This is a genomic window from Streptomyces sp. YJ-C3 (assembly GCF_053891275.1).
This window is the reverse complement of sequence record NZ_CM132685.1, coordinates 3,675,206-3,699,586: the sequence shown is the minus strand read 5'-3', so window position 1 is coordinate 3,699,586 and position 24,381 is coordinate 3,675,206. Positions and strand designations below refer to the sequence as shown.

At 73.0% G+C, this 24,381-nt stretch carries 23 protein-coding genes; 6 read left to right on the top strand and 17 right to left on the bottom strand.

The window, feature by feature from the left end; genetic code table 11:
* Positions 1 to 21 precede the first annotated feature (21 nt).
* The 11 genes from ACVHNB_RS16280 to ACVHNB_RS16230 all read right to left on the bottom strand — a co-directional run bounded on the left by ACVHNB_RS16280 (position 22) and on the right by ACVHNB_RS16230 (position 10,674).
* Positions 22 to 216, bottom strand: a complete 195-nt coding sequence (locus ACVHNB_RS16280) for a hypothetical protein (protein WP_428950441.1) — start codon at positions 214 to 216, stop codon at positions 22 to 24.
* Positions 217 to 327: 111 nt separating this feature from the next.
* Positions 328 to 1,185, bottom strand: a complete 858-nt coding sequence (locus ACVHNB_RS16275; protein WP_456228442.1) for a phosphatidylinositol-specific phospholipase C/glycerophosphodiester phosphodiesterase family protein — start codon at positions 1,183 to 1,185, stop codon at positions 328 to 330.
* Between the two features lie 341 nt (positions 1,186 to 1,526).
* On the bottom strand, positions 1,527 to 2,192 hold the full coding sequence (locus tag ACVHNB_RS16270; RefSeq protein ID WP_428950443.1) for an ABC transporter ATP-binding protein: 666 nt from the start codon (positions 2,190 to 2,192) through the stop codon (positions 1,527 to 1,529).
* Complete coding sequence (locus ACVHNB_RS16265; RefSeq protein ID WP_428957444.1) at positions 2,185 to 3,096, bottom strand: ABC transporter ATP-binding protein; 912 nt, start codon at positions 3,094 to 3,096, stop codon at positions 2,185 to 2,187. Before ACVHNB_RS16265 ends, ACVHNB_RS16270 begins: the two co-directional genes overlap by 8 nt.
* Before the next feature lie 41 nt (positions 3,097 to 3,137).
* The gene (locus ACVHNB_RS16260; protein ID WP_428950444.1) at positions 3,138 to 4,010 is read right to left on the bottom strand and encodes an ABC transporter permease; all 873 of its coding nucleotides are present in this window, start codon (positions 4,008 to 4,010) and stop codon (positions 3,138 to 3,140) included.
* Entirely contained in the window at positions 4,003 to 4,995 is a 993-nt protein-coding gene (locus tag ACVHNB_RS16255; protein ID WP_456228441.1) for an ABC transporter permease, read from the bottom strand. Before ACVHNB_RS16255 ends, ACVHNB_RS16260 begins: the two co-directional genes overlap by 8 nt.
* Entirely contained in the window at positions 4,992 to 6,575 is a 1,584-nt protein-coding gene (locus tag ACVHNB_RS16250; RefSeq protein ID WP_456228440.1) for an ABC transporter substrate-binding protein, read from the bottom strand. Before ACVHNB_RS16250 ends, ACVHNB_RS16255 begins: the two co-directional genes overlap by 4 nt.
* A gap of 95 nt (positions 6,576 to 6,670) precedes the next feature.
* Positions 6,671 to 7,771 carry an acyl-CoA dehydrogenase family protein gene (locus ACVHNB_RS16245; protein ID WP_456228439.1) on the bottom strand — a complete coding sequence of 367 codons (1,101 nt, stop codon included), beginning with the start codon at positions 7,769 to 7,771 and terminating at the stop codon, positions 6,671 to 6,673.
* The gene (locus ACVHNB_RS16240) at positions 7,768 to 8,952 is read right to left on the bottom strand and encodes an acyl-CoA dehydrogenase family protein (RefSeq protein WP_428950448.1); all 1,185 of its coding nucleotides are present in this window, start codon (positions 8,950 to 8,952) and stop codon (positions 7,768 to 7,770) included. Before ACVHNB_RS16240 ends, ACVHNB_RS16245 begins: the two co-directional genes overlap by 4 nt.
* A complete protein-coding gene (locus tag ACVHNB_RS16235) occupies positions 8,949 to 9,935 on the bottom strand; it encodes an NADPH:quinone oxidoreductase family protein (protein ID WP_456228438.1) in 987 nt (328 codons plus the stop codon). Before ACVHNB_RS16235 ends, ACVHNB_RS16240 begins: the two co-directional genes overlap by 4 nt.
* A 115-nt stretch (positions 9,936 to 10,050) precedes the next feature.
* Positions 10,051 to 10,674: a helix-turn-helix domain-containing protein gene (locus ACVHNB_RS16230; protein ID WP_456228437.1), complete on the bottom strand. Its 624-nt coding sequence runs from the start codon at positions 10,672 to 10,674 to the stop codon at positions 10,051 to 10,053.
* A gap of 101 nt (positions 10,675 to 10,775) precedes the next feature.
* On the opposite strand from ACVHNB_RS16230, the gene ACVHNB_RS16225 reads away from it, so the two are divergent.
* Positions 10,776 to 11,801 (top strand): NAD(P)/FAD-dependent oxidoreductase, encoded by a 1,026-nt coding sequence (locus ACVHNB_RS16225; RefSeq protein ID WP_456228436.1) that lies wholly within the window; start codon positions 10,776 to 10,778, stop codon positions 11,799 to 11,801.
* Between the two features lie 51 nt (positions 11,802 to 11,852).
* Positions 11,853 to 12,755, top strand: a complete 903-nt coding sequence (locus tag ACVHNB_RS16220; protein ID WP_456228435.1) for an SDR family oxidoreductase — start codon at positions 11,853 to 11,855, stop codon at positions 12,753 to 12,755.
* A 21-nt stretch (positions 12,756 to 12,776) separates the two neighbouring features.
* On the opposite strand, the gene ACVHNB_RS16215 is transcribed toward ACVHNB_RS16220, so the two are convergent.
* On the bottom strand, positions 12,777 to 13,616 hold the full coding sequence (locus ACVHNB_RS16215; protein WP_428950453.1) for an enoyl-CoA hydratase/isomerase family protein: 840 nt from the start codon (positions 13,614 to 13,616) through the stop codon (positions 12,777 to 12,779).
* A 138-nt stretch (positions 13,617 to 13,754) separates the two neighbouring features.
* Between ACVHNB_RS16215 and ACVHNB_RS16210 the strand changes: the two genes are divergently transcribed.
* Together ACVHNB_RS16210 and ACVHNB_RS16205 are read left to right on the top strand one after the other, a co-directional pair.
* Positions 13,755 to 14,336: a TetR/AcrR family transcriptional regulator gene (locus ACVHNB_RS16210; RefSeq protein WP_456228434.1), complete on the top strand. Its 582-nt coding sequence runs from the start codon at positions 13,755 to 13,757 to the stop codon at positions 14,334 to 14,336.
* Positions 14,336 to 15,706, top strand: coding sequence for an MFS transporter (locus ACVHNB_RS16205; protein ID WP_456228433.1), 1,371 nt, complete (start codon positions 14,336 to 14,338; stop codon positions 15,704 to 15,706). Before ACVHNB_RS16210 ends, ACVHNB_RS16205 begins: the two co-directional genes overlap by 1 nt.
* A 32-nt stretch (positions 15,707 to 15,738) precedes the next feature.
* On the opposite strand, the gene hemC is transcribed toward ACVHNB_RS16205, so the two are convergent.
* A complete protein-coding gene (hemC, locus tag ACVHNB_RS16200; RefSeq protein ID WP_428950456.1) occupies positions 15,739 to 16,671 on the bottom strand; it encodes a hydroxymethylbilane synthase in 933 nt (310 codons plus the stop codon).
* Between the two features lie 120 nt (positions 16,672 to 16,791).
* Here hemC and ACVHNB_RS16195 point away from each other — a divergent pair, with 120 nt between their 5' ends.
* On the top strand, positions 16,792 to 17,391 hold the full coding sequence (locus tag ACVHNB_RS16195) for a hypothetical protein (RefSeq protein WP_456228432.1): 600 nt from the start codon (positions 16,792 to 16,794) through the stop codon (positions 17,389 to 17,391).
* On the opposite strand, the gene ACVHNB_RS16190 is transcribed toward ACVHNB_RS16195, so the two are convergent.
* The 4 genes from ACVHNB_RS16190 to ACVHNB_RS16175 form a co-directional block, all read right to left on the bottom strand.
* Entirely contained in the window at positions 17,352 to 17,621 is a 270-nt protein-coding gene (locus ACVHNB_RS16190) for a hypothetical protein (protein ID WP_428950458.1), read from the bottom strand. The genes ACVHNB_RS16195 and ACVHNB_RS16190 overlap by 40 nt on opposite strands.
* A gap of 64 nt (positions 17,622 to 17,685) precedes the next feature.
* Positions 17,686 to 18,438 (bottom strand): PIG-L deacetylase family protein, encoded by a 753-nt coding sequence (locus ACVHNB_RS16185; RefSeq protein WP_428950459.1) that lies wholly within the window; start codon positions 18,436 to 18,438, stop codon positions 17,686 to 17,688.
* A gap of 28 nt (positions 18,439 to 18,466) precedes the next feature.
* On the bottom strand, positions 18,467 to 19,771 hold the full coding sequence (locus ACVHNB_RS16180; RefSeq protein WP_428950460.1) for an alpha/beta fold hydrolase: 1,305 nt from the start codon (positions 19,769 to 19,771) through the stop codon (positions 18,467 to 18,469).
* A 128-nt stretch (positions 19,772 to 19,899) separates the two neighbouring features.
* Complete coding sequence (locus ACVHNB_RS16175; protein WP_428950461.1) at positions 19,900 to 20,928, bottom strand: LacI family DNA-binding transcriptional regulator; 1,029 nt, start codon at positions 20,926 to 20,928, stop codon at positions 19,900 to 19,902.
* 308 nt (positions 20,929 to 21,236) lie between these two features.
* On the opposite strand from ACVHNB_RS16175, the gene ACVHNB_RS16170 reads away from it, so the two are divergent.
* Positions 21,237 to 24,329, top strand: a complete 3,093-nt coding sequence (locus tag ACVHNB_RS16170) for a family 78 glycoside hydrolase catalytic domain (RefSeq protein WP_456228431.1) — start codon at positions 21,237 to 21,239, stop codon at positions 24,327 to 24,329.
* Positions 24,330 to 24,381 lie beyond the last annotated feature (52 nt).

The following is a 24,381-nucleotide window of genomic DNA, read 5'->3' as shown; positions in this document are numbered from 1 at the left end:
TCACGGGGCCAGGGCCGGCGGTCACGGCTTGATGCTGCTGACCAGCCCCGCGGTGGCCGTGATGCCGTTGTGGATGGTCGGGGCGACCCCGGTACCCGCGAGCAGGAAGCCGAGCAGGACGCAGACCAGCGCGTGCGAGAGCTTCATGGCCCCGTTGCGCACGATGATCACCGCGACGATCACGAGCAGCAGCACGATGGAAATGGACAGCGACATCGTCGTACCTCCTCCGCCACGCCGGCACCGTGGCTTTCGGCCGCAAGTGTGGCGTAGCGGAGGGCGTCCGCCGGGGCATGACCTGTCCCCCGAACGGGTGTTAAAGCCGGGTCATCGGTCGTGCGCGTCGAGGAAGGCCTCGAGACCGGCGAGATCGTCGGTGTTGAGGTGGTCGACGTCGGCGGCGATCAACTCGGACCAGACAGCGTCGCGTTCGGGTCCGGCGAGGTCGGGCGTGGCCCAGAACCGTACGCGCTGGCGTCGGGCGTGCGCGGCGGAGACGATGGCGCGCAGCTTGTCGCGCTCGGCCGCGGGGATGGGGCCGGCGCCCTGCCAGGTGAAGTTGTTGGCCCAGTTGTCGCTGATGAGCGGGACGAACGAGGCGGGGGCGGGCGTTGCGAGGTCGGTGAGCCGCCCGTCGTAGAAGGCGCTGCGGGTGCGCTGCGCCTCCATCGGGGCGCGGGCGGCGCGGTCGCCGGAGATGACGGCGGTGACGGGCCCGGTACGCACCCGCCCATGGGCGTAGGTGGTGAACAGACCGCGGTGGCGGCGCAGTTGGCGGTCGAGTTCTACGTAGGTCGCCGCGCCCTCGGTCTTGATGTCGATCAGCAGCTGGAGCGGGATGCGCCGTCCGCGGTACACCGCGCCGCGGTTGGCCTTCACGCGGGCGGCGAGCGGTGCGAGGTAGAGGGACTCCAGGGTGCGGTCCGGGTCGAGGTCGACGGGGTCGTGGGCGACGAGCAGGTCGCCGTCCACGAGGTAGATGTCGGCCTCGACGCTGTTGAACCGGTGGTCGAGGGCGTCGAAGAGGGGCCTCGGGTGGTCGTAGTCGTTGTGGGCGTGGGCCCGCAGGAGGGGGCGGGGGCCGTGCCCGCGCTCCGTGGCCTGGGCGAGTTGCGGCGTGACGGCGCCGAGGGCCAGTGCGCCGGCGAGGGCGCCGAGGGCTCTGCGGCGGGTGGTCGGGGCCATGTGTGCCTCCCGTGGTGGGCGGGTGGGGACATGGGCGAGTATGCGGGGCGCCCGGCACCAAGGGGCAGTGCTGGGAAAGGAGTTGGCCGGACTGCCGCCCCGGGTTCATAACGGCGTCACGGGGTGCGGCGCGGCTGCCGCCCGTTCAGATGTGCTGCGTTCGACGCCGAACTCGTTGCCTTCCGGGTCGCGCGGGGTCACCCGGCCGAGGCCGTCGGGGCGGCGGCGGTCCTTGTGGAGGCTCACTCCGAGGGCCGGCAGGCGCACGACCTCGTCGTCGCGGGTGCGCTCCCCGGTCGATGGTGATGTGCCTGATGCGTGTGGTCATGGGCGTCAAACGATCACTGACGTGCCCTGCCGTCCCTCGTGCTGCCGTGATCCACGGTCCGGTCGCACCACCGCTCGAGGAGCACCCGGTCGTGTCCGACGGCCAGCAGCCCCGCGCCGGTGTCACGGCGGTACTCCTCCACCACGCCCACCAGCGCCGCCGTGGTCGACGCGTCGAGCATCGCCGTCATCTCGTCGCAGACCAGCCAGCGGGGGCGCAGGACGAGGGCGCGGGCGACGCAGGCCCGTTGGAGCTGGCCGTCGCTGACCTCATGGGGGCGGCGGCCGAGGAGATCGGCGCCGAGGCCCACCGCGTCCGCCAGCTCCCGGACCCGCGCGACGTGTGCGCGTCGCTGTGCGCGCAGGGGCTCGGCGATGAGGTCGGCGAGGCGCAGGCGCGGGTCGGCGGACAGGCGGGGCTGCTGGAAGACGACGCCGAAGGCGGTGCGCTGGGCCCGGGGCGCGCGGTGACGCCAGCCCCGGGCCGGCTCGCCGTCGATGACGACCTGCCCGGCGTACGGCTCGTGCAGCAGGGCCGCGACCCGGGCGAGGGTCGACTTGCCGCAGCCGCTGGGGCCCAGCAGGCCCACGCTCTCGCCGGGCCGCACGGTGAGGGTGACGTCGCGCAGGACGGGGGCGCGGCGGTCGTATCCCGCGGTGATCGCGTTCAGTTCAAGCACGCAGGGTCTCCGTCCGGGCGGGTTCGGGGTGGTGGCAGGCCACGCCGTCGGCCGGCTCCGGCACCCTGGCGCACGTCTCGTCGGCCCGGGCGCAGCGGGCCGCGAAGGCGCAGCCGGGCGGCAGCGCGCTCAGCTCGGGCGGCATGCCGGGGATCGGGGCGAACTCTCGCTCGGGCAGGGCGTTCAGCAGGCCGCGGGCGTACGGGTGGCGGGGCCCGGGCGCACCGAAGAAGGCCGGGGCGTCGGCGAGTTCGACGATGCGGCTCGCGTACATGACGGCCACGCGGTCGGCGATCCGTTCGGCCGCCGCCAGATCGTGGGTGATGAGGAGCAGCGCCCGGTCGGCGCCGATGTGGCGGCGCAGTTCGTCCACGGTGCGGTCGACGAGGTCGCGGTCGAGGCCGGTCGTCGGCTCGTCGGCGAGGAGGAGGGGCGCGTCGCCGACGAGGGCGAGCGCGGTGGCCGCACGCTGGGCGAGGCCGCCGGAGAGTTCGTGGGGGTACCGGTCGAGGTGGTCGAGCGGGAACGCGGCACGGTCGGCGGCCTCGTGCACGGCCCGCCGGACATCGACCCGGCGCCCCTTCAACGCCGCTACGGTTTCGGCGAGTTGGGAGCGAACCGTCCGTACCGGTGTCAGATGAGCGGCGGGGCTCTGCGGCACCAGAGCGACGCGGCGGCCGCGTACCCGGCAGGCGAGGGTCCTCTCGTCGGCGGCCAGCAGATCGAGGCCGTCGCCCAGGCGTGCGGCGCCCGCGGTCTCGGCGTTCTCCGGCAGGAGCCCGAGCAGGGCCGACGCGAGCACCGACTTGCCGCACCCGCTCTCGCCGACGAGGGCCAGGCACTCCCCCGCCGCGAGCGCGAAGGAGACGTCGCTGACGGCCCGCACGTGGGCGCCGTCGCGCATCCGGAAACGCACGGACAGTTCGTCGACCGCGAGCACGGGGGTCACAGGGTCAGCTCCGATCGGCGGCGCGGGTTCAGGCGTTCGCGCCAGGCGCCGGCGAGTCCCGCGACGGCCAGGGTCGGCACGATGATGAACAGGCCGGGGAAGAGGGTGGGCCACCAGTCGCCGGCGAGCAGCGAACCGCGCGCGCTCTGCACCAGCGTGCCGAGGCTCGCCCGGTGGGCGGGCAGCCCCAGTCCGAGGAAGGACAGGGCCGATTCGTGCCAGATGGCGTGCGGCACCATGAGCACGGCGGCGAGCGCGGCCTGTGGCAGGACGCCTGGCAGCAGGTGCCGTACGGTGACCCGCCACCGGGAGGCGCCGCCGGAGATCGCGGCCTCGACATACGGGCGCGAACGCAGCGACAGCACTTCGGCGCGGACGATCCGGGCCGTCGATAGCCAGTGGGTCAGGCCGACGGAGACGACGACGGGCCACACGCCCGGCCGGAACATGGCGACGATGAAGACGCCGAGCAGCAGGTGCGGCACGGACGAGAACGTGTCGACGACGCGCATCACGCCCCGGTCCGCCCAGCCGCCGAGGGCGCCCGCGAGGGCTCCGACGGCCGTGCCGATGACGGTGGCCACGACGGCCGCGACGACGCCGACGAGCAGCGAGACGCGCAGCCCGTACACGCAGCGCAGGAGCAGGTCGCGTCCCACGTCGTCGGTTCCGAACGGGTGCGTCCAGGACGGGGGTTGCAGTTTCGCGGCCAGGTCGACGGCCTGCTCGTCGAGGTCGGCGAGCGGGGGCACGAGCAGCACCGCGAGGACGACGAGGCCCACGATCCCGGCCGAGGACCACACCCGCCACGCGCGTGTGGAGCGGCGCCGCGCCCCGCGCGTACGCCATGTCAGCGTCTGCTCAGCCATCGAAGCCCACTCTCGGGTCGGCGAGGCCGTACAGCAGGTCGGCGGCCCAGTTCCCGGCGAGGACGGCGAGTGTCGCGAGGACCGTGAGGGCGGCGAGCAGCGGGAAGTCCACGGCCGTGGCGGCCTGGACGGTCGCGGCGGCGATGCCCGGCCAGCTGAACACGGTCTCCACGAGCAGGGCGCCGGTGATGAGTTCGGGCACGCGGGAGCCGATGAGGGTGAGCACGGGCAGCGTGCCGGAGCGCAGAGCGTGCCCGAACAGGACGGTGCGCGGGGCGAGTCCGCGGGCCCGGGCGCCGCGCACCGGGTCCTCGTCGAGGGCGTCGCCGACGCCCTGGCGGACGTACAGGACGAACCACGGCAGCTGCGAGAGGCCCAGCACGCCCGCGGGCAGCACGAGATGGGACAGCACCTGTGCGGCGGAGACGGTCGCGGAACCGGTGTCGGTGAGGCCGCCCGCGGGCAGCACGCCGAGTTGGAGCGCGAAGAGCCAGACGGCGAGCAGGCCGAGCCAGAACGGCGGCGCGGCTTCCAGTGTGTAGGCCAGCGACGTCACCGCGCGGTCGAGCGGGCCGCCGCGGCAACGGGCCGCGAGCACCCCGAGCAGGGTGCCGAGCGCGATGGCGAGGAGGAAGGCGGTGGCGGCGAGCAGGGCGGACCAGCCGAGGCGCTGGGCGATCACGTCGGCGACGGGCTGGCGCAGGACGGCGGAGTCGCCGAGGTCACCGGAGAGCGCCGAGGTCAGCCATTCCCACCAGCGGGCGGGCAGCGGCCGGTCGACGCCGAGGTTGGCGCGGAGCTGGTCGAGGTTCTCCTGCGACGCGGTGAGGCCGGCCGTGCCCGCGTACGCCTTGACCGGATCGAACGGGGAGGCGGCGGCGATCGCGAAGACGCCGAAGGTGACGGCGGCCAGGACGGGCGCGGCGAACAGGATCCGCCGGCCCGTCAGGCGTGCCATCGGCCCCCAGGGGAGCCGCCGGTTCATGCGCGCCAGTCCTCCACGTTCCACCACGGCCCGGACGCGAGCCCGTGGTCGTGCGGCTCGGTCTGTGTGGTGAGGCCGCCGAAGCGTGCGTCGACGACGTAGAGGTGGTCGATGTGCGTGAGGAAGGTGTAGCCGGGATCCTTCACGAGCTCGCGCTGGACCGTGTCGTAGGCGGCCCGCCGCTCGGTGTCGTCACCGCTGCGGCGGCCGTCCTCCAGGGCGGCGTCGACCTCGGCGTTCTCGTACCAGGCCATGTTGTTGAAGCCGTCCCCGGCGAGGGAGGACTTGAGCAGCGTGTACTGGTCGAAGTCGGGGTCGGCGGGCGCGCCGCCGCCGGCGAGGACCGCGTCCTTGGGCATGCGCGGCTCGATGACCTCCCAGGTGCCGGACTCGACCTTGATGTCGATGCCGAGCTTCTTGGCGTCGGAGGCGTAGGCGAGGGCGTGGTCCTGGCGGAGCTTGTCGCCGGTCAGGTACCACAGGGGGAAGGACGCGCGGACTCCGTCGCGTGCGCGGACGCCGCCGGCACCGGCCTTCCAGCCCGCCCGGTCCAGCAGCTTCTTGGCCTTCGCCACGTCGTACGTGCGCTCCGTGCCCTTCGCGAACCAGGGGCTGTCGGTCGGCACCGGGCCGTACGCCGCCTTGCCCGCGCCCTCCAGGATCCGGTCGACCATGGCCTTGCGGTCGACGCCGATGTCGAGGGCGCGGCGGATCGCGCGGTCGCCCGCGACCTTGTTGCCGGTGGGCAGGGTGACGACGCGGTAGTCGAAGGTTTTCGCCGCGTACGTCTTCTTGCCGGTGTCGTCCTTGAACGTCCTGGCGAGGTTCGGCGGGAGGATGGCGCCGTCGAGGTCGCCGGAGCGCAGCCGGGTGGCGCGCACGTCGTCGTCCTTGATGATGGCCATGGTGAAGTTCTTGATCTTCGGCGCGCCGCCCCAGTAGTCGGGGTTGGCCTTGAAGACGAGCTTCTCGCCCTTGGACCACGTGACCAGCGTGTAGGGGCCGGTGCCCACGGGCCGGGTGGTGAACGCGCCGTTGTTCACGTCCTGCCGGCCCGCCACGTGCTCGGGCGCGATGGGCAGGACGGTGCGCTCGGCGAACGGCGCGTAGGGGTACTCGAGGTGGAAGACGACGGTGTCGTCCCCCTTGGCCTCGACGCTCTTGACGGCGTCCAGCTCGGTCCTGGACGCGTTGTTGGTCTTCTTGTCGAGGATCGTCTCGTACGTGAAGACGACGTCCTTGGACGTGAACGGCTTCCCGTCGCTGAATTTCACGCCGTCGCGCAGGGTGTACGTGTACGTGCGCCCGCCGTCGGTGACCTTCGGCAGTGCGGTGGCGAGCGCGGGCTTCAGCTTCATGTCGGCGTCGTGCGTGAGCAGTCCGTCGAAGAGCTTGGAGTTGCCGTCCTTGCCGTAGCCGAGGAGCGGGCTGAGCGTGTCGGGCTCGTAGGCGATACCGACGACGGCGCTGTCCGCGCCGCCGCCCTTCGCGTCGTCGTCCGGCGTCGCGCAGGCGGCAGCGGTCAACGCCAGTGCGGTGACCGCTGCCCCTGATATGACGCTCCTTGCCGGCCGTGCCACGCCGCCCACCCCTATTCAAGATCAACCACTATTGCGAATGAATCGCAATAGTGCCATCTCGTCAAGGGCAGGTAAAGCCGGGGGTCATGTCCGGCTCACGGCGCCCGGAGGTCGACCAGCTCGGCCAGCTCCTCCCGGTGGCGGCCCGCGGTCCCGAGCGCGATCGAATCGGCCTTGGCGCGCTTGAGGTACAGGTGGATCGGGTGCTCCCAGGTCATCCCGATGCCGCCGTGCAGCTGGAGCGCCTCCTCGGCGGCGCGCACGGCGACGGGCGCCGCGTACGCCTGGGCGACGGCCACCGCGACATCGGCGTCGTCGCTGCCGGTGGCGAGCGCGTCGGCCGCGTTCCGCGCGACGGCGCGGGTGTTGACCGTCTCGAGCCACAGCTGCGCGAGCCGGTGCTTGAGCGCCTGGAAGGACCCGACCGGTCGGTTGAACTGGTGGCGCTCCCGCGTGTAGCGCACAGTCTCCGTCAACAGCCAGTCCGCGAGGCCGAGTTGCTCCGAGACGAGGAGGCCGGCTCCGGCGCGCAGGGCGCGGCGGACGGCGGGCGCGGCATGGCCGGCGAGCGGGCGTGCGGCCGCGCCCTCGAACGTGACGGCGGCCAGCGGGCGCGTGCGGTCGAAGGAGATCTGGGCGTCGACGGTGACCCCGCTCGCCGTCGCGTCCACGGCGAACAGGCCGCTCTCGGTGGGCACGAGGAGCACATCGGCGGCGGCCGCGTCCGCGACCCCGGTGACGCGCCCGGTCAGCGCCCCGCCCTCTTCTCGTACGTCCTTGAAGTCCCGCCCGGGCGTCGCCGAGAAGGGCACGGTGAGCGCGCCGAGGGTGCGGCCGGAGGCGAGGGACGCGAGCAGTGCCCGTGCATCGTCGGTGTCGCAGGCGAGCAGGGCCTCCGTCGCGATGACGGCGCTCGCCAGGTACGGAACCGGGGCCACCGAGCGTCCCAACTCCTCCAGGACCACGGCGGCTTCACGGTGCGAGGCGCCCTGGCCGCCGTGCTCCTCCGGGACGAGGAGTCCGGCCAGGCCCATGCTCTCGGCGAGGTTCTTCCACAGGGCGCGGTCGTACGGCTCGTCCGTCTCGATGCGGGCCAGTACGGCGGTGGCGTCGCAGTGGTCGGCGAGCAGATCGCGGACCGCCGAGCGCAGCGCTTCCTCTTCCTCGGAGTACAGCAGGTCGGGCTGGGTGCTCATCGGGACAGGTCCTTCCAGGCGACGTCCTTGTCGGTGCGCGGCTCGGGCGGCAGGCCCAGGACGCGCTCGGCGACGATGTTCAGCAGGACCTCGCTCGTCCCGCCCTCGATGCTGTTGCCCTTGGCGCGCAGATAGCGGTATCCGGCCTCACGGCCCGCGAAGTCGACGAGCTCGGGGCGCCGCAGGGTCCAGTCGTCGTACAACAGGCCTTCCTCACCGAGGAGTTCGACCTCCAGACCGCTGATCTCCTGGTTGAGCCGGGCGAAGCCGAGCTTCATTCCGGCGCCCTCCGGGCCGGGGTGTCCGGCGACGAGCTGCTGGCGCAGCCGCTCACCGGTGAGCCGGGCGACCTCGGCGTCGACCCACAGCTTGACGAGGCGCTGGTGCAGGTCGTGGGTGCGCAGCTCGGGGCGCTCGCGCCAGGTCTTCGCGACCGGGCCGATGAGACCGCCCTCGCGCGGCAGTCGCATGCCGCCGATGGCGACGCGCTCGTTGTTGAGGGTGGTCTGCGCGACCTTCCAGCCGTTGCCGACCGCGCCGAGCCGGTGGGCGTCGGGGATGCGGACGTCGGTGAGGAACACCTCGTTGAACTCGGCCTCGCCCGTGATCTGGCGCAGCGGCCGCACCTCGACGCCGGGGTCGGTCATGTCGCACACGAAGTACGTGATGCCGCGGTGCTTGGGCACGTCCGGGTCGGTGCGGGCGATGAGGATGGCGAACCGGGCGTTGTGCGCGCCGGACGTCCACACCTTCTGCCCGTTGACGATCCAGTCGTCGCCGTCGCGCACCGCGCGGGTGCCGAGCGCGGCGAGGTCGGAGCCGGCGCCGGGCTCGCTGAACAGCTGGCACCACACCTCCTCGCCGACCCAGAGCGGCTTGAGGAAGCGCTGCTTCTGCTCGTCGGTGCCGTAGTGGAGGATGGTCGGCGCGGCCATGCCGAGGCCGATGCCGTTGCGCCGGGGGTCGTTGTCGGGGGCGCCAGCGGCTTCCAGCTCGGCGTCCACGACGGCCTGCAGGGCGCGCGGCGCGTCGAGGCCGCCGAGGCCCTTCGGGTAGTGCACCCAGGCGAGCCCGGCGTCGAAGCGGGCGGTCAGGAAGTCCGCGCGGGGCGTGCCGGCCGGCGGGTTGGCCGCGAGGAACTCCTGGGTGAGCGTGCGCAGTTGCGCGGCGTCGACGGTCATGCGGCGGCTCCTTCGGTGCGCGCGTTCAGTCCCGGGATGACGACGACGCGGCCCGTGGTGACGCCGTCGGCGACGCGCTGGACGGCGGCCGCGGCGTCGGTCAGATCGACGCGCTCGCTGACCAGGGGCTTGATGGCACCGCGCGCGGCGAGCTCGGTGAGCTTCTCGTGGCAGTGCGGGATGAGCTTCGGGTTCTTGGTGGCGTACAGGCCCCAGTGCAGGCCGAGGATCGAGTAGTTCTTCACCAGGGCGTGGTTGAGCGCGGGGCTCGGGATGGTGCCGCTGGCGAAGCCGACCACGACGATCCGGCCCTCGAAGGCGACCGTCTTGGCGGACTGGGTGTACGCGTCGCCGCCCACGGGGTCGTAGATCACGTCGGCGCCGCGGCCGCCGGTGGCCTCCTTCACGGCGGCGATGACGTCCTCGGAGCGCCGGTCGACGACCACGTCGCAGCCCAGCTCCTGGGCGACCTTCGCCTTCTCGGGGCCGCCGACGACGCCGATGACCCGGGCGCCCGCGGCCTTGCCGAGCTGGACCGCCGCGCTGCCGACACCGCCCGCGGCGGCGTGCACGAGGAGCGTCTCGCCGGCCTGCAGGTGCGCGCGCTGGTGCAGACCGAACCAGCCGGTCTGGTAGCCGATGTGCAGGGCGGCCGTCTCGGCGTCGTCCAGGGCCTCGGGCGCGGGCAGCAGGGCGCGCGCGTCGGCGACGACGTACTCGGCGAGGCCGCCGTGCGGCAGCGCGGGGTTGGCGATGACCCGGCGGCCGTCCTCGGTCTCGCCGCAGATCTCCACGCCGGGCGTGAAGGGAAGCGGCGGCCTGACCTGGTACTGCCCCTTGCACAGCAGGGCGTCCGGGAAGTTGATGTTGGCGGCGCGCACCTTGAGCAGGACCTGCCCGTCACCGGGCACGGGGCGCTCGACCTCTTCGAGGCGCATCACCTCGCTCGGCTCGCCGTTCTCGTGCACTTGCCATGCCTGCATGCGGGGCCTCCACGGACTGCTGCGTCGGGACTGCTGCGTCACACCTGGTTCCGCTACCGGGTTCAGCCGCATACTAAGCGGTCGCTTGCCGTCCTGGGAATGCCCTCACGGAAGGTCAGTCCGCCGCGGCGCGCGTGGGGCGCGCCCGTACGTGCATCCGCTCGCCCTGCGGCCCGAAGAGACTGAGGAATTCGGCGGGCCCCTCACCGGTGGACCCGAACCAGTGCGGCGTACGCGTGTCGAACTCGGCCGCCTCCCCGGGCCCGAGGATCACGTCGTGCTCGCCGAGGACAAGCCGCAGCCTGCCGGAGAGCATGTACAGCCACTCGTAGCCCTCGTGCGTCTGCGGGTCCGGCTCGATCTGCCGGGCCGGCTCGATCACCTTGTACGCCTGGAGCCCCCCGGGCTGCCGGGTGAGCGGGATCATCGTCCGGCCGTAGTGCACGATCGGCTTCAGGCGCACGCGCGGGTCGCCGACGGGCGGGGCGCCGACGAGCTCGTCGAGCGGCACCTGGTGGGCGCGGGCGATCGGCAGGAGCAGCTCCAGGCTGGGCTTGCGCAGGCCCGACTCCAGGCGGGAGAGCGTGCTGACGGAGATACCGGTGGCCTCGGAGAGCCCGGAGAGCGTGGCGCCGCGCTCCTTGCGCAGGGCGCGCAGGCGCGGTCCGACCCCGGAGAGCACGGCGTCCGTACTCGCCTCGGAGGGTTCGTCTTCACGGTCACGGTGGTGCGGTTTCATGATTCCATTGCAGTTTCGGCAAAGCCGTTTGTCAATACGGCGAGACCGGGTGCACCTTCGGGAGGGACGCAGACGCAGCACTCACGCACAAGGCGGTCACCATGGGACATCAGCAGCACAGCACGGACGCGTACGACGTCGTGGTCGTCGGCGGCGGAGCGGCGGGCCTCTCGGCGGCGCTGGTCCTGGGCCGCTCGCGCCGCTCGGTGCTCGTCGTGGACGCGGGCGAGCCGCGCAACGCGCCGGCCGCGCACATGCACGGGTACCCGTCGCGGGACGGCATGCCGCCCGGCGCGTTCCTGGCCGAGGTGCGGCGGGAGGTCGCGGCGTACGGCGTCGGGCTCGTCCGGGACAGGGTGACGGCGGCCGAACCCGTCGGGTCCGGGGAGTTCGACGTGAGCCTCGCGGACGGCGGCCGGGTGCACGCGCGCAGGCTCGTCGTCGCCACCGGCCTGGTCGACGAACTGCCGGACATCCCCGGCGTCGCCGAGCGGTGGGGCGACGACGTGATGCACTGCCCGTACTGCCACGGCTGGGAGGTCCGGGACCGGGCGATCGGTGTGCTCCACGCGAAGGCGTCCGGCATCCACCAGGCCCTGCTGTTCAGTCAGCTGTCGGACGACGTGACGCTCTTCCTGGACGGTACCGACGAGGACGAACTCCCGGACTCCGACTGGCAGATGCTGGCGGCGGCCGGGGTGGGCGTGGTGAGCGGGAAGGTCGGCGGGCTCGTCGTGACCGACGACGCGCTGAGCGGGGTCCGGCTCGCGGACGGCCGGGTCTTCGCGCGGTCGGTGTTCGTGGTGCCGCCGCGCATGGTGCCGCGGGACGCGCTGCTCACCGCGCTCGGCGCGCGGACCCGCGAGACCCCGGCCGGTCCGTTCGCCGACGTGGACCCGACGGGGCTGACCAGCGTGCCGGGCGTGTGGGCCGTGGGCAACGCGGCGGGTCCGGCGGAGCAGGTGGTGAACGCGGCGAGCGCCGGGTACCGGGCCGGGACCACCATCAACGCCGACCTGCTCCACACCGACCTGGAGCGGGCCGCGGCGCTGCGGCGGGCCGGGGTGTTCTCACCGGAGGGCGAGCGCGCGGTGGCGCGGGCCCACACGGCGCGGACCGGCGCGTGAAGTACCGCGCGGGCATGGAGGATTGAGCGGTCCAGGAGTATCCATGCCCGCATGACGTCCTCCAGCGCACCGCACGGACTGCCCGCCCCTCCCCCGCTCGGCGCCGCGGCGCTGCCCCCGGGCACGTACGACGACCGGCTCGTCCTGGTGACCGGTGGCGGCACCGGGCTCGGGCGGGCCGTCGCCGCCGAGTTCGCCCGGCTCGGCGCCGCCGTGATGATCGTCAGCCGGAGCCCCGAGCATCTGGCGCCCGCCCGCGAGGAGTTGGCGGCGATCGAGGGGGCGGGGCCGGTCACGGCCGCGGCCTGTGACATCCGGGACGCGGGGCGCATCGCCGAGGTCTTCGACGCGGCCGCGGCGGCGCACGGCCGCGTCCCGGACGTCCTCGTGAACAACGCGGCCGCCAACTTCCCCGTACCGGCGGAGGACTTGTCGCCCAACGGCTGGCGCTCCGTCATCGACATCACTCTCAACGGCACGTTCTTCATGTCCCGCGAGTTCGCGCGCAGGCATCTCGCGGCGGGCACGGCGGGCTCGGTGATCGCCGTCGGCGCCTCGTACGCGTGGACGGGCGGCCCGGGGTTCGCGCACAGCGCGGCGGCGAAGGCGGGCGTGAAGAACATGGTGGAGACGCTGGCCGTGGAGTGGGGCCCGTACGGCATCCAGGTCAACGGCCTGGTGCCGGGCCTCATGCCGCACGACGACATGACGCGCGACATCCGCGCCACCCTCGACCGCGCCGAGGACCCCGGCGCCCGTCAGCCCGCGCTGCGCGTGGGCACTCCACGGGAGCTGGGCTGGGCCGCGACCTTCCTCGCCTCCCCCTACGCACGTTTCGTCAGCGGGCACACGCTGGTGGTGGACGGCGCGAACTGGCAGCGGCGGGACCTGGTGAACGCCCCCGTCACGACGGTGCGGGAGCAGTTGGGGCGCGGGCCGTTCGAGGCCGGCTGACCGGGGCCGGCCGGCCCCGGGTCACGCGCCCCGGAACTCCGGCGGCCTGCGGTGCGCCTGCGCGGTGAACCCCTCCGTCGCGTCGTCCGAGGTGAGCGTGAGGGCCGCGCTCATGGCCACCCGGTCCAGGGCGGCGTCGAGCCCGTGGTCGGCGTAGGCGTCGATGTCCCGCTTGACGGACTGCACGGCGAGCGGGGCGTTCGCGGCGATCTCGGCCGCCACCTCGCGCGCGGCGCTCTCCAACTCGGCCGCGGGCACGACCTGTTGGAGCAGGTTGAGGCGCTGCGCGGTGTCCGCGTCGATCCGGCGTCCGGTGAGCGCGAGGAACTTCGCCCAGCCCGCTCCCGCCTCGCGCGCGATCCGCAGATCGCCGCCCGCGTCGACGGCGACGCCGAGCCGGGCCTCGGGCAGCGCGAACACGGCGTCGTCCGCCGCGATGCGGACGTCCGCCATCAGCGCCAGTTCGAAGCCGAAGCCCAGGCAGTAGCCCTGGACGCCCGCGACCACCGGCTGTGGCAGCCGCGCGAACGCGGCGAACCGCTCGTGCGCCCAGCGGATTCCCTCGTAGTAGCCCCGGCTGCGTGCGGAGCCGCTCTCCCCCTCGATACCGCCGCCGGGCGCACCCACGTCGATGCCCGCGCAGAAGGCGCGGCCCTCGGCCCGCAGCAGGACGACGCGGATGCGGTCGTCGAAGCGGATCCGGTCGGCCATGACGCCGAGCTGGCGACTGGACTCCCAGCTCCAGGCGTTCAGCTTGGCCGGGCGGCAGAGCGTGAGGACGCCGATGCCGTTCTTCTCCACGTCCAGGCGCAGCCGCCGGTCGTCGCCGTCGGGGATCTCCGTGTCGGTCGTGTCGATCATGCGGCCCCCTGCCGGTCGAGGACGGTACGGCGGTGCTGGCGGCGCGCAGCGTAGCGGTCTTTCCCCGCACCTAGAAGGCCCGACAACCACACAGGGAAGGAGTAGACACTGTCTACTAGCGACTGGTAGACAGTGTCTATGCAGACGGAGAACGACGGCGGCACCCTTCGGGACCGCCTCATCGAGACGGGTGTCGCCCTCGTCGACGCGAAGGGAGCGGCGGCCCTGTCGCTCAGGGAGATCGCCCGCGGGGCGGGGGTCTCGCACGGGGCGCCCCGCCGCTACTTCCCCACCCACCTGGAGCTGCTGTCGGCGATCGCCCGCCGCGGCTTCACGGATCTGGGGGCGCGGGCGAAGGAGGCCGTCCACGCCAGCGAGGAGAGCCCGCGCGCACGGCTGGCCGCCCTGTCCCGCGTGTATCTGGACTTCGCGGCGGACCATCGCGGCATGTACGAGTTGATGTTCCGTCACGATGTGTTGGAAAGCGACACGTTGGGCCTGCGGGAGACGAGTCTGCCGCTCTTCGGGATGCTCGTGGAGCTGATCGGGTCGGCCCGCCCTGATGTCGAACCGACCGTCGTGGCGGGCGCGTTGTGGGCGAATCTGCACGGCGTCGCGCAGCTGTGGGGCTGGGGAAGTCTGCAACTCGCCGTCGGCGCCGCCGACATCGAGCCGCTCCTCGCCTCGGTCCTCGACGCGCATCTGGGCCCGGTGGCCTGATGGGTGTGCTGTCGCACCGCCGCGTCACCCTGGCCGGCAGCGTCGTCGGCGCCGTCCTCGTCGCGCTCGACGGCACCGTGCTGACCATCGCCCGGCCCGCGCTCCAGCGCGACCTGGACGCGTCGCTGGCCGAGGCCCAGTGGACCGGCACGGCCTATCTCATCGCGGTGGCGAGCCTGCTGGTCTTCGCGGGGCGCCTCGGCGACCGGTACGGGCACCGGCGGCTCTTCGCCCTCGGCATGCTCGGCTTCGCGGCCACGTCGGCGGGGATCGGGTTCGCGCCCGGCATCGGCTGGGTGATCGCCCTGCGCGTCGCGCAGGGCGTGTGCGGCGCCCTGCTGCAACCGGCGACGCTCGGCATGCTGCGGGCGGCGTACCCGCCGGACCGACTCGGCATGCCGATCGCGCTGCGCACGAGCGCGATCGGCGTCGCGGCGGCCGCCGGACCCCTGGTCGGCGGCGCGCTGACGGCACATCTCGGCTGGCGCTCGGTGTTCTTCCTGGGGGTGCTGCCCGCGGTGGCGATCGCCCTGCTCGTGCTGCTCGTACGGGATCCGGAGCCCTCTGCGGCGCCGGGTCCCGTGGGCCTGGACCCGGGCGGTGTGCTGCTGCTCGGCACGGCCCTCGCCTGCCTGGTCACCGCGCTGGTCGAGCTGCCCGGCGCCGGCTGGTCGACACTCACGGTCCTCGCCGTGGCCGGCGCCGTGACGGCGACCGCGGCACTCGTCCGGCACGAACGCCGCACGGCGAGCCCGCTGCTGGCGCCGTCCGTCGTGGCCTCACCGGTCGTCGTCGCCGCGCTCGGGATCCTGCTGGCCGCGTCGGCGGCGCTGTTCGGCTCGCTGTTCGTGGCGTCGTACTTCCTGCAGGACGTCCTCGGGCTCGACGCGCTCGACACGGCGCTGCGCATGCTGCCCGCCGCGCTGTGCATGATCCTCGCGGCGCCGCTGAGCGCGGTGCTGCTGCGCCGGTACGGGGCGCGGGCGACGACGGGCGCGGGCATGGCCCTCCTGGCGCTCGGCGTCTTCGGCTTCGGCAGGCTCGACGCCACGGCCACGGCACCGGCGATCGGGGCCTGCGCGTTCGCGATGGGCACGGGCTTCGGCACGGTGATGGTCAGCGCCACGGAGGTGCTCGTCCGCCGGGCGGCCGCGGCCGACGCCGGGGTGGCGGGCGGCCTCCAGCAGACGGCGATGAACATCGGCCCGACCCTCGGCACGGCCCTGTCCACGACCCTGCTCATGTCCGGCAGGGACCTCACCGCGTCGATGGGGCCGACGCTGACCGCCCTGGCTCTCGTGACCTGCGTCGGCGCGGCGGCGGCAGGACGGCTGCCCCGGCGGATGCGGGAGACCGCGCAGGTGGCCTGACCGTCCCGTCGGTGCGGATGCCGTCGCTCCCGTCAGTGCGGAATGCCGTCGATCAGCTCGCGTGCGCCCTGCCGCAGCAGCGCCACCGCCACGGACATGCCCAGGGTGGCGGGGTCCAACGGCCCCGCCCACTCCTGGGCGTTCAGCACCCGCTTCCCGTCGGGCGTGAACACACAGGCCCGCAGCGACAGGTCACCGCCGCGCTCGGCCCGCGCGTACCCGGCGACCGGCGAGTTGCAGTGTCCCTGCAGTACGTGCAGGAACATGCGCTCGGCGGTCGCCTCGCGCCAGGTGTCCCGGTGTCCGAGCCCGCTCACGGTGTCGAGGGTCGCCTCGTCGTCGGCGCGGCACTGCAGCGCCAGGATGCCCGCCCCGATGGGCGGGCACATCAGCTCCGGTGACAGCACGTCGGTCATCAGGTCCGGGCGCCCGATCCGTTCGAGCCCCGACACCGCGAGCAGCAGGACGTCCGCGTCCCCCGCCGCGAGCTTCTCCAGCCTCCGGTTGGCGTTGCCGCGCATCGGAACGCAGGTCAGGTGCGGGTGCGTGGCGGCCAGTTGGGCCACCCTGCGCACGGACGACGTCCCGACCCGGGTGCCTTCGGGCAGTTCGTCGAGGGTCCGCCCCGCAGGGTCGATCAGCGCGTCACGGACGTCGTCGCGCTTCAAGTACGCCCCGAACGTGCACCCTTCGGGCAGCGGCCGGTCCGCCGGGACGTCCTTGAGGCAGTGCACGGCCAGATCGGCCCGCCCGTCGAGCAGCGCCTGGTCGACCTCTTTGGTGAAGGCGCCCTTCCCGCCGAGCGCGGCGAGGTCGCCCATCCACTTGTCGCCGCTGGTGGTGACGGGGACGACCTCGGTGCGCACATCGGGGTGGATCACGGCGAGTTCGGCGCGGACGCGCTCCACCTGGGCGAGCGCCATCGGTGAGGAACGGGAGACGATACGGATCAGCTCGGCAGCCATCCGCACACGATAGTGCCCCGCGCGCCCGCGGGTTGACCGCTTCGAACGGCGCCGCGCGCCTCATCCGGTGGTGCGAAAACAGGATCGCGAGGCGAGGCCGCACGCTGACAGTCTGCCCCCATGGACGCTACGGATTCGGACGGTACGGCAGCGGAAGTGCTCCTCATCGGGGGACGGGCCGGGGTCGGCAAGACGACCGTGGGATGGGAGGTCTCGGCGCTGCTGCGTGCCGCGGCCGTCCCTCATACGGTCGTCGACGGCGACTTCATGGGCCAGGTGCACCCGGCGCCTGAGGACGACCCGCACCGTGCGGGGATCACCGAACGCAATCTCACGGCGGTCTGGGCGAACTTCGCCGCGCTCGGCCACCGCCGTCTCGTCTACACGAACACGGCGAGCGTGCTGCCCGAGGCGACCGGCATGTTCGAGCGCGCGATGGGGGCGCGGGTCCGGATCACCCGGATCCTGCTCACCGCGTCCGACGCCACCGCCCACGAGCGGCTGACCGGCCGGGAACTCGGCTCCGAGCTGGCGACGGAGCTGGCGGCGAGCGCCCGCAAGGCACGGATCCTGGACGGGCGGGCCGCCGCGGGCACGATCCGGGTGACGACGGACGGGCGGTCCGTCGGTGCCATCGCGGGCGAGGTGGTGACCGCCACCGGCTGGCTCGCGGGCCTTCGTCAATCGGTGGGCGAGCCCAGCGGACAGGCCCGGGAGTGATGCCAGTACCGGCGGGTCAGCGCACTGTCCTCGTCGTCGCCGGCCGGCGCCCCGCACATGCACCGGCCGCGGCGGGGATCGATGAGGTCGGCGGCGTCACGATGACCGGCCTCCCGCAGCTGCACGGCGAGTTGGTGGGCGTAGTCCTCCACGAGCTGCGCGGCCGACGCGGCGGTGTGGCCGGCGTCGCCGCGGCGCAGCTCCTGGATCAGCTTGCTGCGAGCCATCATGCGTCCGGCTCTCCGTTCCTCTTCCCGATGTCCCCGGCTCTCCCGCCCACGTGTCCGACCGCGCCTAGCGGCTGAACACCTCGAACGGCACGGCGGGCGTTCCGCCGAACCGCTCGGCCACGGACTCCACGTTCTGCGTCAGGAACGTACGGCAGTACGTCTCCGGGTCCTCGCTCGTCAACACCTCGATATAGGTGCGGTGTTCGAGCAGGGAGCGGACGGCGCGTTCGAGGCCGGGCGTCGCGTCGACGGCGTGGGTCGGCTCGGCGGATCCCGCGACGGCCACCCATCGCACCCCGTTCCACGGCTGAAGGCCCTGTTCGGTCAGCTCCGGGAAGATCCAGCGGTTGCCCGCGTCGGCCGCGGCGTCGAGGGTGGCGCGGCCGACGGCGACGTGGTCGGGGGTGTTCCAGTGGACGCCGCCCCAGGTGTCGCGGTGGTTGAGGGTGATGACGAGTTCCGGGCGGTGGCGGCGGATCGCGGCGGCGATGTCCCGGCGCAGTGCCGGGCCGTACTCGACGACCCCGTCCCGGTGGTCGAGGAACTCGACGGTGTCGACGCCGACGACGGCGGCGCTGGCCCGCTGCTCCTGTTCGCGCAGCGGGCCGCACGTCGCCGGTTCGAGGGTGTCGATACCGGCCTCGCCCCGGGTGGCGAGGACGTACGTGACCTCGCGGCCCCCGTCCGTCCAGGCGGCGACGGCCGCGGCGCAGCCGTACTCCAGGTCGTCGGGGTGGGCGACGACCGCGAGGGCCCGCGTCCAGTCGTCCGGCATCGGCTGCAACGGTGCCTGGCTGTTCGGTTCAGTCACGCTCATGTCCGGCAGCCTATGTGTCCGGGCCGGGTCACACCTCGCCGCGCACCGTCGCCAGCAGCCGGTCGAGCACCCGCGGCCCGCCCGCCCGCAGTCCGTCGTGCTCGAACTCGTTCGTCACCCAGGGGCGCAGTCCGCGGATCGCGCCGGCCGTGCGCAGGGCGTGGTCCGTGTCGACGTACATGTCGTCGTGGTAGACGGCGGCGGCCACCGGCACCTCGTTCGCCGCGAGCCGGGTCGTGTCGTACAAGGGCGTCCAGTCCGTGCGCGCGGCCAGGTCGTGCGCCGCGTCCCGCAGGGGCCGCAGCGCCGGGTCGCTCTCGAACTGCCACGGGTGGATCGACTCACCGGTGAACATGAGGGCCGCACCGGACGCGAGGGCCTTGTCGCCGTCGAACTGGGGGAACTCGGCGCGCACGCGCTCGGCCGCCCAGTCCGTGGCGCGGCCGCCCTGCGCGTAGATCGCCTCGTGCAGCACCGCGTACAGCGGGTGGCCCGCGTACGACAGTGCGGAGGCCACCTGCTCCTGGAACGCGTCCGCGAGCTCGCGGCCCGCGGGGGTGCGCACGAACGCGTCCTCCAGCAGGTAGTGCAGGCGGTCGCTGCCGTCGGAGCCGCCGAGCCAGATGCCGAGCGACTGGAACGCTTCCAGCGTCAGCCGGTAGCCGCCGGGCAGGACGGGCTCGTGTTCCTGGACGTACGCGGCGATCTCCCGTGCCCGCTCGACGTCCATCGGGTAGCGGGCGTAGTGCGCGCGGACCTTGCGTTCGATGCGTGGGTACGCGGCCCGGTACACGTCGTCGGCGTGGCCGTCCAGCGTGGGCAGTCCGCCCGTGATGAGCGCCGCCTCCAGGCCGTGCGGTGCGGACGACAGGTAGTGGGTGGCGCAGAAGCCGCCGAAGCTCTGTCCGAGCACGGTCCAGGGCGCGCCGCCCGTGACCTCGTGGCGGATGAGCTCGCAGTCGCGGACGATCGCGTCGGCACGGAAGTGGGTCAGGTAGTCGGCCTGGGCGCGGGCGTCGCCGCGCAGCGGGAGGGTCTGCCGGTTGGCGGGGGCGGACGCGCCGGTGCCGCGCTGGTCGAGGAGGAGGACGCGGTAGTCCTGGAGGGCGCGGCCGAGCCAGGCCTGCTTGCCGGCGAACCGGTTGGCGCCGAAGCCGGGACCGCCCTGGAGGTAGACCAGCCAGGGCAGTTCGGCGTCCTCGCGGCCCGCGGCGACGGCCTCGCGCGCGTACACCTCGATCCGCTCGCCGTCCGGGGCGTCGTGGTCCAGCGGGACGGAGAAACGGCGGTCGGTGAGGACGACCCCGGCCTGTCGGTATCGCGCGGCGCTCAATTCGACTCCTGTGCGAACGTGCTGATGTGCGGGCGTGCTGCTGCGCTGGTGTGCGCATGGCGTGCGGGCGGCCCCGGATTCCGGACGCCGGGTCCGCCGCCCAGTTCAGCACACGGCAGCGGCCGAGGTCAGCGCGGGCCCAGGCTGGAGCCGCGGACGACGAGCTCGGGCTGGAGCACCACGCGGCGGTGCTCGTGCACGGTGTCCGGGTGGTCGGCGGCGGCGATCTCCTCCAGGAGCAGATCGGCGGCGAGCGCGCCCATGGTGACGGCGGGCTGGCGCACGGAGGTGAGCGGTACCGCGGCGGCCGCCGCGAACTCGATGTCGTCGTAGCCGACGATCGCGACGTCCTCCGGGACCCGAACCCCGGCCGCGTACATGGACTGCAGGACGCCGAGGGCGAGCAGGTCGTTCGCGCAGAAGACGGCAGTGGGGCGGTCGGCGAGACCGAGCAGGCGGGCACCGGCGTCGCGCCCGGCGGCCACGTCGAGGCGCTCGGTGGGCAGTTCGTGCAGGGCGGATGCGGGCAGCCCGGCCTCTTCCAGGGCGCGCAGCGCGCCCTGGCGGCGGTCCTTGACCTGGTTCAGGGCGGGCGGGCCGCTGACGTAGGCGATGCGGCGGTGCCCGGCGTCGACGAGATGGCGCACGGCGAGAGCGCCGCCGTTGACGTCGTCGACGGAGACCGAGCACTCGGTGGCGCCCTCGGCGACCCGGTCGACGAGCACGAACGGGATGTCGTGCCGCCGGAATCCCTCGACGGTACGGCCCGTCGCCTCGGCCGGGGTCAGCAGGACGCCGCGCACCCGCTGCTCCGCGAAGAGCGAGAGGTACTCGGCCTCCTCGGAGGCGCTCTGCGCGCTGTTGCACACCATGACGCCGAGCCCGGCGTCGCGGGCGGCGCGCTCGGCGCCGCGTGCCACGTCCACGAAGAACGGGTTGCCCATGTCGAGGACGAGCAGGCCCATGATGCGGCTGCGGCCCGCGCGCAGTTGGCGGGCGGACTCGCTGCGGACGTAGCCGAGGCGGTCGATGGCCGCGAGGACGCGGGCCCGGGTCTCGTCGGCGACGGTCTCGGGCCGGTTGATCACGTTCGAGACCGTGCCCACGGACACCCCGGCGACGCGCGCGACGTCCTTGATCCCCACGGACTGTGCCATCGGGCGTGGACCTCCAGGTGAGCGGGTGCGGCAGGGGGAGTGTACGTGGGCCGGCCCGGTCGTTGTCCGGCCGCGGACGGCGCCGCAACCGCTCCGTTCCGGTTGAATCGTTTCGCACCTTACCTTCGGCGACTTTGTACGGGGAGACGGCGCCGGTGAATCACTTCCATACAGGCGCTTCATGCACACCTCTTGCCACGGGTCACAGCTGCACGTAGGTTCCTCCACCCCATATTGAATCGTTTGAAATCGTTCAACCGATCCTGACCAGGGGCGAGCACCTTCACCGCCGAAGGGAAACCTGACAGATGAGCAGCGACATCCGCCGCAGGACCGTCCTCGCCGCGACCGCGGGCGCCGTGCCCGTCGTGGCCGCCGCCGGCACGTTCGCCGGTGCGGCCCCCGCCCAGGCGGCTCCCGCCGCGCAGACCGACGGCGGCGCCGTGACCGGTCTGACCGTGGAGCACCGTGTCCAGCCGCTCGGCACGGACGCCGCCCGCCCCCGCTTCGGCTGGCGCCTCGGCTCGCAGCAGCGCGGCCTCACGCAGGGCGCGTACCGGATCCAGGTCGCGTCCTCGCCCGCGCGGCTCGCCTCTTCACGGCCCGACGTCTGGGACAGCGGCCGGGTGACCTCGTCCGACTCGGTCGCCGTGCTCTACGACGGGCCCCGGCTGAAGCCGTCCACGCGGTACTTCTGGGCCGTCACCGTCTGGGACGCCCAGCGTCGCAAGGTCGGCACCGCGCCCGCCGCGTCCTTCGAGACGGGCCTGCTCGGCTCCGACGGCGTCACCGGCTGGGACGGCGCGCAGTGGATCGGCATGAAGGGCAAGGCGCCGAACTCGGCGGGCGCGCCCATGCTCCGCTGCGAGACGGCGCTGCGGAAGGGCAAGGTCAGTGAGGCCCGCCTGTACGTGACCGCCCTCGGCGTCTACGAGGCGTACGTGAACGGCGAGCGCGTCACCGTCCCCCAGGACGGCGGCCGCACGGCCGAGCTGCTCGCCCCGGGCTGGACCAACTACGACATGACCGTGAACTACCTGACGTACGACGTCTCGGACCTGGTCGCGAGCGGCCGGCCGGTGACGCTCGCGGCGGTGCTGGGCAACGGCTGGTACAACGCGCGGGTCTCCGAGGGCAGTACGTACTACTCCAAGGACGGCAACCCGCTCGCGCTGAAGGCCAAGCTCCTGATCCGCTACGCCGACGGCAGCACGCAGTCGGTCGTCACGAAGCCCGGTGACGGGTGGAAGGCCACCGACAAGGGTCCCTACCGCGCCGACGACATCTACGACGGCCAGACCTACGACGCCCGCCAGGAGCTCGACGGCTGGGCGGCGAACGGCTTCGACACCGCCGGCTGGGCGGAGGTCGAGCAGGTCGGCTACGCGGCGAAGTTCCCCGACGCCAAGCTCACCGCGTACCCCGGCGAGTCGGCCCGGCTGATGGCGAAGTGGGACCGGCGCCCGCAGTCCCTCACGGTCTACGACGAGGTCACGGGCGAGTCGTCGAGCGCCAACGGCAAGGGCCGCATCGTGCCCGACCCGGCGCGCTCCACCGCGGGCACCCCGGGGGCCGTCGCGCTGCGCACCGGCGACACGGCCGTCTACGACCTCGGCCAGAACATGGTCGGCGTCCCCCGCTACACGCTGACCGGCCCGGCGGGCGCCGAAGTCGTCGTGAAGTTCGCCGAGATGCTCAATGACGACAGCAAGGGCGCGGACGGCCCGGTGGGTTCCCCGTACCGGGCCAACCTGCGCAGCGCCAAGGCCACGAGCACGTACGTCCTCAAGGGCGCGAAGGACGGCGAGACCCACCAGGACTCGCTCACGTTCTACGGCTTCCGCTATGTGTCGGTGGAGGTGACGACGCCGGACACCGAGGTCACCGTGTCCGGTGTCACGGGCAAGGTCGCCACGTCGGCGGTCCGGGACATCGGCAGTGTCAGCACGGACGACGACAAGGTCAACCAGCTGATCAGCAACGTGCGGTGGGGTCAGCGCGGCAATTACCTGTGGGTGCCCACCGACTGCCCGCAGCGCGACGAGCGGCTCGGCTGGACCGGTGACACCCAGGTCTTCTCCAACACCGGGCTCTACAACGCGGACGCGGTCGCGTTCCTCAGCAACTTCGAGGACATCCTCATCGAGTCGCAGAAGATCTACGGGCTGGGCGGCGCCCAGTTCACGGCGGTCGCGCCCGGCAACCGGTACAACGCGGCGTCGCCGTGCAGCGGTTGGGCGGACTGCGGAGTGATCGTGCCGTGGACGGTGTGGCAGATGAGCGGCGACCGGACCATCATCGACCGCAGCTGGGACGCGATGGCCCGCTACATCGACTGGATCCGGGAGCAGGGCGGGGACAGTTACGCCGGACAGGGCGCGATCTTCGCCGACTGGCTGGCGCCGCAGAACACCGGCACCCAGCTGATGAGCGACGCGTACTACGCCTACAGCGTCCATCTGATGGCCCAGATGGCGCGGGCCACCGGGCGCGCCGCGGAGGCCAAGACGTACGACGGGCTCTTCACCAACATCCGGCGCGCGTTCATGGCCAAGTACGTGGAGACGGACGGCGACAAGATCACCGTACGGTCGAGCCTCGGCGGCAAGCCGTCCATGGGCGGCGACCCCGAGGACAACAGTCAGTCGGCACTGCTGTGGGTGCTCAAGCTCGGCTTCTACGACACGCAGGCCCAACGCCGCGCGCTGGTCGGCCTGTTGGCGGACAACATCGGCAACGACGCGGCGTACAAGGCCGCCCACCCCGACAGTGCCCGTGTGCAGTACGCCGAGAACACCCTGTCCGTGGGCTTCCTCGGCGTGAACGTCCTCGCGCCGGTGCTGACCGACGAGGGCCGCGCCGACCTCGCGTACAAGCTGCTCCACCAGAACGCCATGCCGTCGTGGCTGTACTCGGTCGACAACGGCGCGACGACGGTGTGGGAGCGCTGGAACTCGTACTCGAAGGAGGACGGTTTCGGCCCCGTCGAGATGAACTCCTTCAACCACTACTCGTACGGCGCGATCGCGGAGTGGATGTACGCGTACATGGCGGGCATCGCCCGGGACCCGGAGCACCCCGGGTTCCAGCGTTTCGTCCTGCGGCCCCACCTGGACCCGACCGGCGGCATCACCCGGGTGACGGGCCGGCACGAGTCCCCGTACGGCGAGATCACCAGCGCGTGGTCGCTGGCGAAGGACGGGACGCTGACGTACGAGGCGTTCGTCCCCGCGAACAGCGAGGCGACGCTGAGCCTGCCCGCGGTGTCGGCGTCCGCCGTGCGTGAGGGACGGACACCGCTGGCCTCGGTGGACGGGGTGCGCTACGTCGGCTTCGAGGACGGGACGGCCACGTACCGGCTGCCGGCCGGACGGTACCGGTTGACCAGTACGGTGCGCTGACCCGCGGCGGAGCACCAGGTGAGGGGCCGGACGGGCGACGTTCGGCCCCTCA